This is a genomic window from Paracoccus sp. 228, from assembly GCF_000967825.1.
Taxonomy (GTDB): domain Bacteria; phylum Pseudomonadota; class Alphaproteobacteria; order Rhodobacterales; family Rhodobacteraceae; genus Paracoccus; species Paracoccus marcusii.
Map to the genome: position 1 here is coordinate 801,784 of NZ_JYGY01000001.1, position 14,825 is coordinate 816,608.

Consider the following 14,825-nt stretch of genomic DNA (forward strand, 5'->3'; position numbering starts at 1 on the left):
CCCATGGCCGACGACCTTCTCTCCGGCAACGCCGCCAGCGACGCCTATTCCGCATCCTCGATCGAGGTGCTGGAGGGGCTGGAGCCGGTGCGCAAGCGTCCCGGCATGTATATCGGCGGCACCGACGAACGCGCGCTGCATCACCTGGTCGCGGAAATCCTGGACAACTCGATGGACGAGGCCGTGGCAGGCCACGCCACGCGCATCGAGGTCGAGCTGCTGGCCGATTTCAGCATCATCGTGCGCGACAATGGCCGCGGCATTCCCATCGATCCGCACCCCAAGTTCCCCGGCAAATCCGCGCTGGAGGTGATCCTGTGCACGCTGCATGCGGGGGGCAAGTTCTCGGGCGACACCTATCAGACCTCGGGCGGCCTGCACGGTGTGGGTGCGTCGGTCGTGAACGCACTGTCCGACCTGATGGTCGTGCAGGTCGCGCGCAACAAGGAGCTGTTCGAGCAGCGCTTTTCCCGCGGCATTCCGCAGGGGCCGGTCGCCAAGATCGGGGCGGCCCCGAACCGGCGCGGCACCACCGTGACCTTCCATGCCGACGAGGAGATCTTTGGCCATCACCGCTTCAAGCCCGCGCGGCTGATGAAGATGGTGAAATCCAAGGCCTACCTGTTCAGCGGCGTCGAGATCCGCTGGAAGACCGAGATCGACGACGGAGAGACCCCGCGCGAGGCCACGTTCCATTTCCCCGGCGGCCTGGCCGATTACCTGACCGAGACCCTGACCGGGACCAGCACCTATGCCGACCGCCCGTTCTCCGGCAGCATCGACTTCAACGCCAAGTTCGGCGTTCCGGGCAAGGTGGACTGGGCGATCAACTGGACGCCCGCGCGCGACGGCTTCATCCAGTCCTATTGCAACACCGTCCCCACCCCCGAGGGCGGCACCCACGAGATGGGCTTCTGGGCTGCGATCCTGAAGGGCATCCGCAGCTATGGCGAACGCGTCAGCAACAAGAAGGCGGCCCAGATCACGCGTGAGGATCTGATCATCGGCGGTTGCGCGCTGGTCAGCTGCTTCATCCGTGAACCGGAATTCGTGGGCCAGACCAAGGACCGCTTGGCCACGACCGAGGCTGCGCGCCTGGTCGAGGGCGCGGTGCGCGACCATTTCGACACCTGGTTGGCGTCGGACACCAAATCCGCGGGCGCGATCCTGGATTTCCTGGTGCTACGCGCCGAGGAGCGTCTGCGTCGCCGCCAGGAAAAGGAGACCGCGCGCAAGACGGCCACGAAAAAGCTGCGCCTGCCCGGCAAGCTGGTCGATTGCAGTGCCACCAACCGCGACGGGACGGAACTGTTCATCGTCGAGGGCGACAGCGCCGGCGGTTCCGCGAAGATGGCCCGCGACCGCACCAAGCAGGCCCTGCTGCCCCTGCGCGGCAAGATCCTGAACGTGCTGGGCGCGGCATCGTCCAAGATGGGTGCCAACCAGGAGATCAACGATCTGTGCCAGGCGCTTGGCGTCAACATGGGCACGCGTTTCAACGTCGACGACCTGCGCTACGACAAGGTCATCATCATGACCGACGCCGATGTCGACGGCGCGCATATCGCGTCGCTGCTGATGACGTTCTTCTTCACGCAGATGCGGCCGATGATCGACAAGGGGCACCTGTATCTGGCCTGCCCGCCGCTGTACCGTCTGACGCAGGGGGCGCACCGCCTGTACGTGGCCGACGACGCCGAAAAGGATCGGATGATGGCCAAGGGCCTGGGCGGCCGCGGCAAGATCGACGTCCAGCGCTTCAAGGGTCTGGGAGAGATGGACCCCAAGGACCTCAAGGACACGACCATGAACCCCGCCACCCGCAAGCTGATCCGCGTCAGCATCGACGACGACGAAGGCGGCGAGACCGGCGATCTGGTCGAACGCCTGATGGGCAAGAAGCCAGAGCTGCGGTTCGAATACATCCAGGAAAACGCCCGCTTCGTCGAGGAACTGGACGTGTGATCCCCACGATCGGCCTGTATGTCACGGCCGCCATGGCCGAGATCGCGGGCTGTTTCGCCTTCTGGGCCTGGCTTCGGTTGGATCGGTCGGCGCTGTGGCTGGTGCCGGGCGTGGTCGCGCTGGCGCTGTTCGCTTGGGCGCTGACGCGTGTTCAGGTCGATTTCGCGGGGCGCGCCTATGCGGCCTATGGCGGCATCTATATCGCCACGTCGCTGGCGTGGCTGTGGCTGGTCGAGGGGCAGACCCCCGGCAGGCTGGACCTGCTGGGGGCCGGGCTGTGCATCGTCGGGGCCGCGGTGATCCTGGCAGGCGCCCGCCCGTAGGCGGTGGGGCCTAGACCCACTTGGCCAGCGGCGGCAGGCTCATCAGGACGGCGTCGGAGTTGTGGCCGGTTTCCAGCCCGAATTTCGTGCCGCGGTCATAGACCAGGTTGTATTCCGCATAGAGACCCCGGTGGATCAGCTGCGTGTCGCGGTCGGCATCGTCGAACGCCTGCGTCATCCGCGCCTCTGCCAGCGGCAGGAACGCCGGCAGGAACGCCGCGCCCACGTCGCGGGTGAAGGCGAAATCCGCCTCCCAGTCCCCGGTGTTCAGATCGTCATAGAAGATGCCGCCGACGCCCCGCGCCCGCCCGCGATGGGGGATGAAGAAATACTCGTCCGCCCAGGCCTTGAAGCGGTCATAGTAGTCCGCCCCGTGCGGCAGGCAGGCATCGCGCAGCGTGTTGTGGAAATGCGCGGTGTCATCGGCGTATTCGATGCAGGGGTTCAGGTCTGACCCACCGCCGAACCACCATGCCCCCGGGGTCCAGAACATGCGCGTGTTCATGTGCACGGCCGGCGCGTGCGGGTTCCGCATATGCGCGACCAGGCTGATGCCCGATGCCCAGAACCGCGGGTCATCCTCCATGCCCGGCACGCCGCGGGCGGCCATCGCGGCCTGGGCGCGGGGGGCCAGGGTGCCATGCACCTCGGACCAGTTTACGCCGACCTTCTCGAAGGCGCGGCCGCCGCGCATCACCGACATGATGCCGCCGCCGCCGTTGTCGGCGCGCTCCGTGGGCGTCACCTCGAACCGGCCCGCGGGGGCGTCGCCCGGCGCGCGGTCCTCCAGCGCCTCGAAGGCGGCGGTGATGCGGTCGCGCAGCTCGCGGAACCAAAGCGCGGCGCGGTGGCGTTGTTCATCCATGGCGGGCCTCATTCGTGATTTGCCAGCCCCAGGCATCGCGACTAGCATCGCCTGCGTCCATAAAGAGAGCCGCCATGCGCCGCAACACCGCCCTTGCCCTTTGCCTTGCACCGGTCCTGGCCCTTGCCGCCTGCGGCACGCCGCAGGAACGCTGCATCAGCCGGAACACCAGTGAATACCGCACCGTCAGCAGCCTGCTGGCCGAGGTCGAGGGCAATCTGTCGCGGGGCTATGCCTGGGACGAACGCCAGGTCGTGCGGACGCGGTTCGCGCAATGCGAACGCGTGATCCGCGACCACGAGGGCAAGGCGCAGATCAGCACCTATGGCTGCTGGCGCGATTATGTCGATGTCGAACGGTTCCGCGTGCCCATCGACCCCGCGGCCGAGACGCGCAAGCGCGACGGGCTGGTCGCGCGCCAGGCGGCCCTGACGCGCGGCGCGAATGCCGCCGTGGCCGCCTGCCGCGCCGCCTATCCCGAGGAAACCTAAAGCACCTGTGACGTCACCGGGTCGGCCAGGCTGCGTCCGCCGTCGACGGTGACGATCTGGCCGGTGACAAAGCGCGCGCCGTCGCTGACCAGGTAATGCACCGTCTCGGCCAGTTCTTCGGCCGGAGCAATGCGGCCCAGGGGCGTGCCTGCAATGATCTGTGCCCGCTGGTCGGGATTGTCCTTCAGCGCGCATTGCAGCTCATGCGACATGACGCTGCTGAAGCTGACGCCGTTCACGCGGATGCGGTGCGGCGCCAAGGCCAGCGCCAGCCCGCGCGTGGCCTGTTCCTGCGCCGCACAGGCGATGGAATAGCCCAGCATCGACGGAATAGGCCGCCGCGCCGCCAAGGTCGAGATGTTGACGATCGCCCCGGTCTGGGCGCTTGGCCCTTCGCCTTCGGCCTGACGGATCATGCGCTTTGCGACCATTTGAGACAGGCGCAGGCTGGCCAGCATGTTCTGGCGCAGCATCTCCTCCAGCGCGTCCATGTCGGTGTCCAGCGGATCGCTGCCCCGAACGAAGCGATGGGCGTTCACCAGGATGTCGACGCGGTCGAACGCATCCAGCGTGGCCGAGAGCAGGTTCGCCATCGCCAGCTTTTCCGACATGTTCCCGACAAAATGGCGCACCTGGCTTTCGTCGTCGGCATAATCCGACACGGCCGATTGCAGCGCCTGTTCGTCGCCATCCGCGAACATGACCGATGCGCCGCGCTCGGCCAGATGCCGCGCGATGGCCAGGCCCACGCCGCGCCCGGCCCCGGTGACGATGGCCGTCTTGCCCTGGATCGACAGCGTCACCGCCGTGCCCCCCGGGCCCGGACCGTGGCGGTACCCTTGCCCGCCGCGGTCGCCTCGATCACCTTGAAGCGCGTGTCGCCCGCGATCTCATGGACCTGGCCGAAATGCTGGGCCAGGACCGATTCGTAGGGCAGATGCCGGTTGGCGACCATCCACAGCCGACCCGCGCCGGTCAGGATGCGCGCGGCGGTGGCGATGAAGTCGGCCCCAAGCCGGGGGTCGGCCTGTCGCCCCTCATGGAACGGGGGGTTCATGATGACGCCGTTGACCGGCTCCCGCAGGGTGAAATTGCGCGCGTCCGCCCAGTGGAAGTGTGCCCGCGGATCGGTGACGTTGCGCTTGGCCGAGGTCAGGGCGGCGTGGTCGGCCTCGACCAGATGCAGCTCGGCGATGCCCGGTCGGGCCAAGGCCTGCGCGGACAGCCAGCCCCATCCCGCGCCCAGGTCGACCACGCGGGTGGGCATCTTGGGCGGCAGGTTGTCGGCCAGCATCCGCGACCCCGGGTCGATCCCGTCAGCCGAGAAGACGCCCGGAAGGGTCACGAAGCCCGGCTCGACCTGACGCTCGGTTGCGGTCCAGTCGGTGGGCAGGCCTGCTTCGGGCAGCGTCACCTGAAAGATCTTGCCATGGGCCTTGCTGATGACGTCGCGCACCTCGGCATGGCCGCGCAGTTCCTTCAGCAGGGAATCGACGCCGTCGGTCTTCTGCCCATCGACCCAAAGGGCCGCGCCAGGCGCCAGATGCGCCGCGGCCAGCGCAAGGCGCGCGCGTGCGGCGGCCTTGGCGCGCGGCAGGCGGACGACGGCCGCGTCGAAACGGCCCTCCGGCTCCGTCCGGACATCGAATCCGCGGGCGGTCAGTCCGTCATGATCGGGAAAGTTTCCCTGGACGATAGTCAGCTGTGCGGGGTCCAAGGGGGACAGGTCATCGGCGGCAGTGGCGCCGATGAACAGCACCCGGCCCCCGGGATGGCCGTCCGGAAAGGCCAGGTCCAGTCGTGATTGGGTCACGCGATTACTCTTTTTCCATGGTGCATTGCAGGGGATGCTGCTGGCGGCGGGCCAGCTCCATCACCTGGGCGACCTTCGTCTCGGCCACCTCGTGTGAAAAGACGCCGACGACGGCCAGACCGCGACGGTGCACGGTCAACATGATCTCGATGGCCTGGGCGTGGGTCATGTGGAACAGCCGCTCCAGCACGTGAACGACGAACTCCATCGGGGTGAAGTCGTCGTTCAGCAACAGGACCTTGTACATCGGCGGCCGCTGCGATTTCGCGCGTGGCTTGACCGCCAGATCGGATTGGTCGTCGGGATTGTCGGGTGCGGTCATCCAGTGCGTCATCGGGCTGCGGTCGTTCCTGAATGCTGAGGCGAGGGGGTGGGCGCTGTCGCCATCCCCGGAAATATAGCGCAATCGCGCCCGGATGAAAGCCCCCCGCGCGGATGCGCCGCGATCCGAGTCCGGACGGCGTCGCCTACAGTGCAGACAAAATTAGCGTGATTGCCCGGTTTCAAGGTGAAAAGAGCCGTGCTATTATAGGTTGATTAACGACGGACGTGCGACAAACGACGCGCCCGCTTGAGGCAGAGAGACAGCGACAGTGACCCGATTTACCCATGCCTTCCGGCTGCTTTGTCATGCCGTCCTGGCCGTTGCCCTGTTGGGGCTTCCGGCTGCCGCGGCACCTTTCGCGGCCTATGTGATGGACGCCCGGACCGGGCAGCCCATCTATCGTCAGAATTCGGATACGCGACTGCATCCTGCCTCGCTGACCAAGATGATGACGCTCTACATGGCGTTCTCGGCCATCGAACGCGGTCAGGTGCGGCTGGATTCGAAATTCACCGTGTCTTCCAAGGCCGCGAACGAGCCCCCCTCCAAGCTTGGCCTGCGCGCGGGTCAGCAGATCGAGCTGCGCTATCTTCTGCGTGCCGCCGCGATCAAGTCGGCCAACGATGCCGCGACCACCATCGGCGAGGGGCTGGCAGGCTCCGAACAGGCCTTCACCCAGCAGATGACCCAGATGGCGCGGGCGCTTGGCATGAACAACAGCCAGTTCCGCAACGCCCATGGCCTGACGACCGAGGGGCATTATTCGACTGCCCATGACATGAGCGTTCTGGGACGCCACCTGTTCTACGACTTCCCCCAGTACTACAATCTGTTCTCGCGCCGGTCGGCCGATGCGGGCATCGCGCAAGTCGCGTCGACGAACCGCCGCTTCCTTGATGCCTATGCCGGTGCCGACGGGATCAAGACGGGGTATACGCGGGCTGCGGGCTTCAACCTGACGGCCTCGGCACAGCGCGGCAACCGTCGCCTGATCGCCACCGTCTTCGGCGGCACGTCCACGGCGCATCGCAACCAGGTGATGACCGAACTGTTGGACAGCAGCTTCACCCGCATCCCCGACCGCGTGCGCGAGGTCCGTCCGCAGCCTCCGCGCCTGCTGGTGCAGGCCACGACGCGCCGCGCGCAGGTCGCCGCCAGCCCCGCCGCGACCCAGGCAGAACCGCAGCGCCTGGTGCTGCAGGCATCGCCGCCCCCCGCGACCCGCCCTGCCGCCGCCGCGTCGACCCTTGTCGCCGCAGCGCCCAAGGTCGACCTGACCGAGGCGTTGCGCCTTGCCGGCGCGACCGTGGCGCCCGCCGCACCGCCGGGCGTCGCCTTGGCCAGCAGCCAGCGTCCGCGCGCCCGCCCCGGATCTGCGGCCCCCGCGGCCGACGCGATCCAGCAGGCGCTTGCCACCGCCGTCGCCTCGGACGACGCGCCGGCGCAGCAGGCCAGCCTTGCGGCCCCCGTGCTGGCCGGATCGGCGCGCCCTGCGCCCTCGCCCCGGCGCACGGCCAGCATCGCCGCCGTCACCCAGCCCGAGCCCGCAGCCGCGCCCGCCCCGGAACCGCAGATGCAGGCGGCCCCCGGCACCCTGTCGCTGGACAGTTCCAGGGCGCCCAAGCCGCGGTCCGAAACCGTGATTCTGGCCGCAATGGGCGAAGGCGACCTGAGCGCACCAGAGGCACTGGAGGTCGTGCGCCGTCCCACTGACAGCGGCCGCAACTGGGGCGTCAGCCTGGGCCGCTACACTTCTCAGGCCGAGGCTGACCGGCTGCTGCTGCGTCTGGCCCTGCAGGACGGCAACCTGTTCGGCGCGGCGCGCCGGCACGTCGCCAACACCAATCGCGGGTTCGAGCCGCAGTTCGGAAACCTCTCCAAGGGCCATGCCGAACTGGCCTGCGAACGGATGCAAAGCCGGTCGCAGCCCTGCCAGGTCATCGCCAACTGACGACCCGGTCAAACTGACTTGACGCCCCCGCCCGAAAAGGCGGGGGCTTTTTCATAGGTGGATGCGACAACCTGCCCGCTATGCCGGCGCGCCGCTTGCTCTATGTTATTTTCAGTAATTTCTGAAATGACGGGAACAAGCGAATGTCAGTGTCGGCCTTGCGGCAGGAATTCATCCTGCATTTCGGTGAAATGGGATCGCGGTGGGGCATCAACCGCACCGTCGGTCAGGTCTATGCCCTGCTATTCCTGGCGGATGAGCCGCTGTGTGCGGACGACATCGTCGCCGCCCTGGGCTTCTCCCGTTCGAACGTGTCGATGGCGCTCAAGGAGCTGCAAAGCTGGAACCTGGTGCGCCTGCGCCATCAGCAGGACGACCGGCGCGAATTCTTCACCACACCCGACGACCTGTGGGAGATCGTGCGCACGCTGATCAACGAACGGCGCAAGCGCGAGATCGACCCCACGCTGACCAAGCTGCGCGAACTGTCGATGGCCGAACCTGACCCGTCTGACCGCGCAGCCCACGCCCGCATCGCCGAACTGCGCCAGCTGATCGAACAGATGACGCGGTTCCACGATGACCTGGCCCGGTTCGAGACCGAGCGCCTGGTCGCGCTGATGAACATGGGCGCCCGTCTTGGCCGCCTTGTCGACGGCGCGGGCAAGCTGATCCCAATCCGCCGCAGCAAACCTCAATCGAAAGGCTGAAACCCATGGACCCGCTGATTCTGTCGCGGATTCAATTTGCCGCGAACATCTCGTTCCATATCCTGTTCCCGACCATCACGATCGCGCTTGGCTGGGTACTGCTGTTCTTCAAGCTGCGCTTCAACCGCACGGGCGACGAAAAATGGATGGACGCCTATCGCTTCTGGGTGAAGGTGTTTGCCCTGTCCTTCGCGCTTGGCGTGGTGTCGGGCATCACCATGTCGTTCCAGTTCGGCACCAACTGGCCCGGTTTCATGGAAAGCGTCGGTAACATCGCGGGTCCGCTTCTGGCCTATGAGGTGCTGACCGCCTTCTTCCTCGAGGCCGCCTTCCTGGGCATCATGCTCTTCGGCTTTCGTCGCGTGCCGGGCTGGCTGCACACGACCGCGACCTTTCTTGTGGCGTTCGGCACCACGCTGTCGGCCTTCTGGATCCTGGTCCTGAACAGCTGGATGCACACGCCCGCGGGCTATGAGGTGATCGACGGCGTGGTCCACGCGACCGACTGGATGGCGATCATCTTCAACCCGTCGCTGCCCTACCGCCTGACGCACATGCTGCTGGCCTCGGGGCTGACGGTGGCCTTCCTCATCGCGGGCATCTCGGCGCTGCGCTGGATCTGGGGCGACCGGGGGGCCGAAGTGCGTACCACGCTGCGCTTCGGCGCGACGCTTGGCGCGGTGCTGATCCCGCTGCAGATCTATGCCGGCGACATGCACGGCCTGAACACGCTGGAACACCAGCCCGCCAAGGTCGCCGCGATGGAGGGCAACTGGGAGACGCAGGGCAACGTGCCGCTGGTCCTCTTCGCCCTGCCCGATCAGGAAGCGCGCGAGAACCGGATGGAGATCGCCATCCCCAACGTCGCATCCCTGATCCTGACGCACAGCCTGGACGGCGAGGTGCCGGGCCTGAACGATTTCGTGGCCGCCGACGGCACCCCCGAACACCCGCCCGTGGCCCCGGTCTTCTTCAGCTTCCGGATCATGGTGGGCATGGGCATGGCGATGCTGGCGCTGTCCTGGTCTGCCTTGTGGTTCATGCGCCGCGGCCGCGGGGTCGAAGGCCTGCCGCGCCCCTGGATCTATGCCTTTGCCGCGATGGGTTTTTCGGGCTGGATCGCCACGCTGGCGGGCTGGTACGTGACCGAGATCGGGCGTCAGCCCTGGCTGGTCACGGGCGTCCTGACCACCAAGGAGGCGGTCGGCCCGGTCACCGGCGGCATGGTCGCCTCCAGCCTGGTCGCCTACCTTCTGGTCTATGCGGTCCTGATGGCGGCCTATCTGGGCACGCTGACCTATCTGGCGCGCCGCGCCGCGCGCCACGACCCGCTGACCCCCGACCTGCCCACCCCCGACGCGGGCGTGCGCGCCCTGCAACCTGCGGAGTAGATCACGCACCTCTTTGGTGATCCGTTCATCTGGCTGCCCTTCGTCTTCGCGATGCTGATGGGCATTTCCATCCTGGTCTATGTCGTCCTGGACGGCTTCGACCTGGGGGTGGGACTGCTGTTCCCCTTTGCCACCCCGTCCGAACGCGACCGCATGGTCGCCTCGATCGGTCCCTTCTGGGACGCGAACGAGACCTGGCTGGTCCTGGCCATCGGCCTGCTCTTGGTGGCCTTCCCGGTGGCGCACGGGGTGATCCTGACCGCGCTTTACCTGCCGGTGACGGTCATGCTGATCGGCCTGATCCTGCGCGGCGTCGCGTTCGAGTTCCGCGCCAAGGCCCCGACCCGTCACCGCGCCGCGTGGAACCGGGCGTTCTTCGCGGGCAGCCTGGCCTCGACCCTGGCGCAGGGGTTCATGCTGGGCCTCTATGTCACCGGGCTGCAGCTCAGCTGGACCAACATCGCGTTTGCGCTGCTGACGGCGGTGTTCCTGACGGTGGGGTTCAGCGTCATCGGTGCGACCTGGCTGATCGGCAAGGCCGAGGGCGTCCTGCAGGCCAAGGCGATCCTGTGGGCACGGCGCGGCATCTGGGGGCTGGTGGCGGGCATCGCCGCGATCTCGGCCGCATCGCCCCTGGTCAGTGCCCGCATCTGGGACAAGTGGTTCAGCTGGCCCGAATTCGCGATCCTGGCCCCCCTGCCGATCCTGTCGGTGGTGCTGATCGCGACCCTGTGGCGGGTGCTGCACGTGCTGCCGATGGAGAACGATCGCATGGCCTGGACGCCCTTCGCCCTGACCACGGCGCTGTTCGTCCTGGCCTTCGGGGGGCTGGCCTACAGCTTCTACCCCTATGTCGTCCCCGAACAGATGACGATCTATCAGGCCGCCGCCGCGCCCGAGGCGCTGATCATCATCCTGGTGGGCGCGCTGATCGTCCTGCCGGTCATCATCGCCTATTCGGTGCTGGCCTACACGGTCTTCCGCGGCAAGGCGACCGAACTGACCTATTCCTGAACGAACAAGGCGGGCCGCCTGGCCCGCCTTTCCTCATCAGCCGCTGAACAGGAAGTGCAGGACGTCGCCGTCCTTGACCTCATACGTCTTGCCCTCGACGCGCAGCTTGCCCGCCTCACGTGCCCCGGCCTCGCCCTTGCCGGCGACATAGTCGTCATAGGCGATGGTTTCCGACCGGATGAAGCCCTTTTCGAAATCGCCATGGATCACGCCCGCCGCCTGCGGGGCCAGGGTGCCCTTGGTGATGGTCCAGGCGCGGGCCTCCTTGGGGCCCACGGTGAAATAGGTCTGCAGGCCCAGCAGGCTGTATCCGGCGCGGATCAGACGATCCAGGCCCGGCTCCTCCAGGCCCATCTCGCCCAGGAACATCTGCGCCTCCTCGGCGTCCAGCTGGCTGATCTCCTCCTCGATCCGGGCCGAGATCACGACATGGCCCGCGCCCTGCGCCTCGGCCATCTCGCGGACCTTCTCGGACAGGGCATTGCCGTTGGCGGCCTCGTCCTCGGCCACGTTGCAGACGAACAGCACGGGCTTTGCTGTCAGCAGCTGCAGCATGTCCCACGCGCGGCGGTCGTCGTCGGACACGGCGATGGTGCGCGCCGGGCGGCCCTCGTTCAGCACGGCCAGAGCCTGGCGCAGCAGGCGGTCCTGATCCAGCGCGTCCTTGTCCCCGCCCTTCAGCTTGCGCGACAGGTTGGCCAGGCGACGCTCGATCGATTCCATGTCGGCGATCATCAGCTCAGTCTCGATCACGTCGGCATCGGCCAGCGGGTCGACCCGGCCCTCGACATGGGTGATGTCGCCATCCTCGAAGCAGCGCAGCACATGGGCGATGGCGTCCGTCTCGCGGATGTTGGCCAGGAACTGGTTGCCCAGGCCTTCGCCCTTGCTGGCGCCCTTCACCAGGCCCGCGATGTCCACGAAGGTGATGCGCGTCGGGATGATCTGCTTGCTGCCCGCGATGGCGGCCAGGGTGTCCAGCCGCGGGTCGGGGACCGCGACCTCGCCCACGTTTGGCTCGATGGTGCAGAACGGGAAGTTCGCGGCCTGTGCGGCGGCGGTTTTCGTCAATGCGTTGAACAGCGTCGACTTGCCCACGTTCGGCAAGCCCACGATCCCCATGCGAAAGCCCATGACAGCACCCTTTCCCGTCTGAATATCCCGCGCCTGTTACGCGCCCCGCGCGGCCAAGTCCAGCCTCGGCCCGGCCCGCGCCCGACCCGCGCCCGGAGATTGCACCCACCCCCCATGCGCGCTAGGGATTGTGCCAAAGAATGCAGGGACGGACATGACCAGAATCGACGACAGGTTTGCGGCGCTCAAGGCCCAGGGCAAGAAGGCCTTCGTGGCCTACATGATGGCATCAGACCCCGACGATGCGACCGCGCTGCAGATCATGCGCGGCCTGCCCGACGCGGGGGTGGACATCATCGAACTGGGCATGCCCTTCACCGACCCGATGGCCGATGGCAGCACGATCCAGGCGGCGGGCCAGCGCGCCCTGGCCCAGGGCGGCAGCGTCAGCCGCACGCTGGACATCGTGCGCGAATTCCGGCGCGACGACACCACGACGCCCATCGTGCTGATGGGCTATTACAATCCGATCTATGCCCGAAAGGGCGGCGTGACCCAGTTCCTGACGGATGCGGTCGAGGCGGGGATCGACGGCCTGATCGTCGTCGACCTGCCCCCCGAGGAGGATTCCGAACTCTGCGTGCCCGCCACGGCCGCGGGGCTGAACTTCATCCGCCTGGCGACGCCGACGACCGACGACCGCCGTCTGCCTGCGGTGGTCAGGAACATCACGGGCTTCGTCTATTACGTCAGCGTCACGGGGATCACCGGCGCGGCCGCAGCCAATGCCGCCGACGTCGCCCCCGAGGTCGCGCGCATCCGAGCCGCCGCCGGCCTGCCGGTCGTCGTGGGCTTTGGCATCTCGACCCCGGAGGCCGCCGAGGCGATCGCGTCCGTCGCCGACGGCTGCGTCGTCGGCAGCGCCATCGTCAAGCAGATCGGCGAGGGGCGCCCCGTCCCGGAAATCCTGGCCTTCGTCCGCGACCTGGCCGCGGGCGCCCATCGCGGGTGAGCCTGGCCTTCGATCACGTGGCCATCGCCGCCCGCACCCTGGACGAAGGGGCCGCGTGGCTGGCCGGCCACGGCCTGACGCTGGAACCGGGCGGGCGCCATCCGGGCATGGGCACGCACAACCGCCTGATGTCGCTTGGGCCGGGGGAATACCTTGAATTGATCGCGCCCGATCCGGAGGCCGATGTCCGGCCCTGCTGGTTCGGGCTGGACGGGTTCGACAGCCCGCCGCGGGTGGCGGGCTGGGTGATGCGCGCGACGCCGCTGCGCGCACCCGCCGGCACGCGCGTCGTGCAGGCCCGGCGCGGCAACCTGTCCTGGCAGATCACCCTGCCGCTGGCCGGCCAGATGCCGCGCGACGGGGCGCAGCCCATGCTGATCGACTGGGGTGACGGGCCGCACCCGTCCGACCGCCTGCCCGATCGCGGGGTGCGCCTGACGCGGCTGACCCTGCCGCTGGACCGGCTTGAGCTGGACGACCGCCGGTTGATGCTGACCGGGGCGGGTACGCCCCTGACCGCGACCCTGGCAACCCCGGACGGAGAGGTGACGCTGTGATCCTGCGCGACGCGACCGCCGCCGATGTGCCCGCCATCGCGGCCATCTGGAACCCCATCGTCCGCGACACCGCCATCACCTTCTGGCCCGATGAACGCAGCCATGACCAGATCGCGGCCCTGATCGCAGAGCGGCAGGCGGTCGGACAGGCCTTCATCGTGGCGGCCGATGGCGACCGGCTTCTGGGCTTTTCCACCTATTCCCAGTTTCGCGGCGGGGCGGGCTATGCCCGCAGCATGGAACACACGATCCACGCGGCTCCGGATGCGCGGGGACGCGGGGTCGGCCGGGCCATGCTGACCGCCGTCCAAGACCACGCCCGCCAGCGCGGCCACCGCATCCTGATCGGCGGGATCACCGGGTCGAACGACGGCTCGATCGCCTTCCACCGGGCCATGGGCTATGCCGAATGGGGCCGCATCCCGGCGGCGGGATGGAAATTTGGGCAGTTTCACGACCTTGTGCTGATGGGGCGCGATCTTTCGGCCTAGCATGCCGCCACGGCGGCAATGCGCCCCTATCGCTTGGCCGGTTTCGGCGCTAACCTTGGGGCATGGATTGCTGCACCACCCCCGAGACTTGCACGGGCCCCTGCCCTGACCTGCCAAGGCCCCGCAGCTTCTGGCAGCGGATGGCCGACCGCATCACCGTGTTCCTGTGGACGAATCGTCCGGCGACGCCGCCGGAACGGTCGGTCGCCTTCACCATTGCGGTGATCGCGCTTGGGGCGAAGCTGGCCAAGGTCGACGGCACCGTCGAACGTTCCGAGGTCGCGGCCTTTCGCCGGGTGTTCATCATCCCCCGGTCCGAGGAGAAGAACGCCGCCCGCGTCTTTGATCTGGCCCGCAAGGACGTGGCCGGCTTCGATGCCTGGGCGCGCAAGATGGCGTCGATGTTCCAGCCCGGCGATCCGGTCCTTCTGGACGTGATGGAGGGGCTGTTCGTCATCGCCGTGGCCGACGGTGCGCTGCAGCCCGCCGAGATCGCGTTCCTGGACGAGGTCGGTCGCATCTTCGGGCTGGCGCCCGCGCAGATCGCCGCGATCCGGCGGCGGCATGACAAGGGCGCCGGCTGCCCGCCCTGCGAGGTTCTGGGCGTGGCCCCCGACACCCCCCTGCCTGAGGTCAAGCGCCGCTGGCGCCAGCTGCTGCGCGAGAACCACCCTGACCACGCCATCGGCCGCGGCCTGCCCCCCGAAGCCATCCGCCTGGCCGAGGCCCGCACCCGTCGCCTGAACGAGGCCTGGGACAGCTATCGCAACCTCTATCGCGGCAATCTGCAGGCCGGGGCCGCCTGAACCTTGCGCGGCGGGCCGGCATTGCCCATCTTTGGCC

16 protein-coding genes are annotated in these 14,825 nt (G+C 67.8%); 11 read left to right on the forward strand and 5 right to left on the reverse strand.

The annotated features are described in order from the left end of the window. Window positions 1–3: 3 nt before the first annotated feature. Together parE and SY26_RS03905 are read left to right on the forward strand one after the other, a co-directional pair. Entirely contained in the window at window positions 4–1,965 is a 1,962-nt protein-coding gene (gene parE / locus SY26_RS03900; protein WP_045999316.1) for a DNA topoisomerase IV subunit B, read from the forward strand. After that, window positions 1,962–2,288 (forward strand): YnfA family protein, encoded by a 327-nt coding sequence (locus tag SY26_RS03905; protein ID WP_369799393.1) that lies wholly within the window; start codon window positions 1,962–1,964, stop codon window positions 2,286–2,288. Before parE ends, SY26_RS03905 begins: the two co-directional genes overlap by 4 nt. A 10-nt stretch (window positions 2,289–2,298) precedes the next feature. Here SY26_RS03905 and hemF read toward each other — a convergent pair whose 3' ends face one another. Then, window positions 2,299–3,165, reverse strand: coding sequence for an oxygen-dependent coproporphyrinogen oxidase (gene hemF / locus SY26_RS03910; RefSeq protein WP_045999317.1), 867 nt, complete (start codon window positions 3,163–3,165; stop codon window positions 2,299–2,301). A gap of 62 nt (window positions 3,166–3,227) precedes the next feature. Between hemF and SY26_RS03915 the strand changes: the two genes are divergently transcribed. Further along, window positions 3,228–3,644, forward strand: coding sequence for a hypothetical protein (locus tag SY26_RS03915; RefSeq protein ID WP_045999318.1), 417 nt, complete (start codon window positions 3,228–3,230; stop codon window positions 3,642–3,644). Here SY26_RS03915 and SY26_RS03920 read toward each other — a convergent pair. Genes SY26_RS03920 through clpS form a run of 3 tightly spaced genes read right to left on the reverse strand, consistent with a single transcriptional unit; the run spans window position 3,641 to window position 5,779 of the window. Further along, entirely contained in the window at window positions 3,641–4,447 is an 807-nt protein-coding gene (locus tag SY26_RS03920; protein ID WP_045999319.1) for an SDR family NAD(P)-dependent oxidoreductase, read from the reverse strand. The genes SY26_RS03915 and SY26_RS03920 overlap by 4 nt on opposite strands. Continuing rightward, entirely contained in the window at window positions 4,444–5,457 is a 1,014-nt protein-coding gene (locus tag SY26_RS03925; protein WP_045999320.1) for a class I SAM-dependent methyltransferase, read from the reverse strand. The genes SY26_RS03920 and SY26_RS03925 overlap by 4 nt, the downstream gene beginning before the upstream one ends. A gap of 4 nt (window positions 5,458–5,461) precedes the next feature. Beyond that, window positions 5,462–5,779: an ATP-dependent Clp protease adapter ClpS gene (gene clpS / locus SY26_RS03930; RefSeq protein ID WP_045980873.1), complete on the reverse strand. Its 318-nt coding sequence runs from the start codon at window positions 5,777–5,779 to the stop codon at window positions 5,462–5,464. A 271-nt stretch (window positions 5,780–6,050) separates the two neighbouring features. On the opposite strand from clpS, the gene SY26_RS03935 reads away from it, so the two are divergent. The 4 genes from SY26_RS03935 (at window position 6,051) to SY26_RS03950 (ending at window position 10,848) form a co-directional block, all read left to right on the forward strand. After that, window positions 6,051–7,733: a serine hydrolase gene (locus tag SY26_RS03935; RefSeq protein WP_045999321.1), complete on the forward strand. Its 1,683-nt coding sequence runs from the start codon at window positions 6,051–6,053 to the stop codon at window positions 7,731–7,733. A gap of 143 nt (window positions 7,734–7,876) precedes the next feature. Then, window positions 7,877–8,443: a GbsR/MarR family transcriptional regulator gene (locus SY26_RS03940; RefSeq protein WP_045983786.1), complete on the forward strand. Its 567-nt coding sequence runs from the start codon at window positions 7,877–7,879 to the stop codon at window positions 8,441–8,443. A 5-nt stretch (window positions 8,444–8,448) separates the two neighbouring features. Then, on the forward strand, window positions 8,449–9,834 hold the full coding sequence (locus tag SY26_RS03945) for a cytochrome ubiquinol oxidase subunit I (protein ID WP_045999322.1): 1,386 nt from the start codon (window positions 8,449–8,451) through the stop codon (window positions 9,832–9,834). Between the two features lie 33 nt (window positions 9,835–9,867). Continuing rightward, window positions 9,868–10,848 carry a cytochrome d ubiquinol oxidase subunit II gene (locus SY26_RS03950; RefSeq protein WP_369799396.1) on the forward strand — a complete coding sequence of 327 codons (981 nt, stop codon included), beginning with the start codon at window positions 9,868–9,870 and terminating at the stop codon, window positions 10,846–10,848. 36 nt (window positions 10,849–10,884) lie between these two features. On the opposite strand, the gene ychF is transcribed toward SY26_RS03950, so the two are convergent. Then, window positions 10,885–11,982 carry a redox-regulated ATPase YchF gene (ychF, locus tag SY26_RS03955; RefSeq protein WP_045999324.1) on the reverse strand — a complete coding sequence of 366 codons (1,098 nt, stop codon included), beginning with the start codon at window positions 11,980–11,982 and terminating at the stop codon, window positions 10,885–10,887. 154 nt (window positions 11,983–12,136) lie between these two features. Between ychF and trpA the strand changes: the two genes are divergently transcribed. The 4 genes from trpA (at window position 12,137) to SY26_RS03975 (ending at window position 14,788) form a co-directional block, all read left to right on the forward strand. Further along, window positions 12,137–12,934: a tryptophan synthase subunit alpha gene (gene trpA / locus SY26_RS03960; RefSeq protein ID WP_045983790.1), complete on the forward strand. Its 798-nt coding sequence runs from the start codon at window positions 12,137–12,139 to the stop codon at window positions 12,932–12,934. Next, the gene (locus tag SY26_RS03965; RefSeq protein WP_045999325.1) at window positions 12,931–13,491 is read left to right on the forward strand and encodes a VOC family protein; all 561 of its coding nucleotides are present in this window, start codon (window positions 12,931–12,933) and stop codon (window positions 13,489–13,491) included. Before trpA ends, SY26_RS03965 begins: the two co-directional genes overlap by 4 nt. Then, window positions 13,488–13,982, forward strand: a complete 495-nt coding sequence (locus SY26_RS03970) for a GNAT family N-acetyltransferase (protein WP_232303254.1) — start codon at window positions 13,488–13,490, stop codon at window positions 13,980–13,982. Before SY26_RS03965 ends, SY26_RS03970 begins: the two co-directional genes overlap by 4 nt. A gap of 140 nt (window positions 13,983–14,122) precedes the next feature. After that, window positions 14,123–14,788, forward strand: coding sequence for a molecular chaperone DjiA (locus SY26_RS03975; RefSeq protein WP_045999326.1), 666 nt, complete (start codon window positions 14,123–14,125; stop codon window positions 14,786–14,788). The last annotated feature ends 37 nt before the right edge of the window (window positions 14,789–14,825 follow it).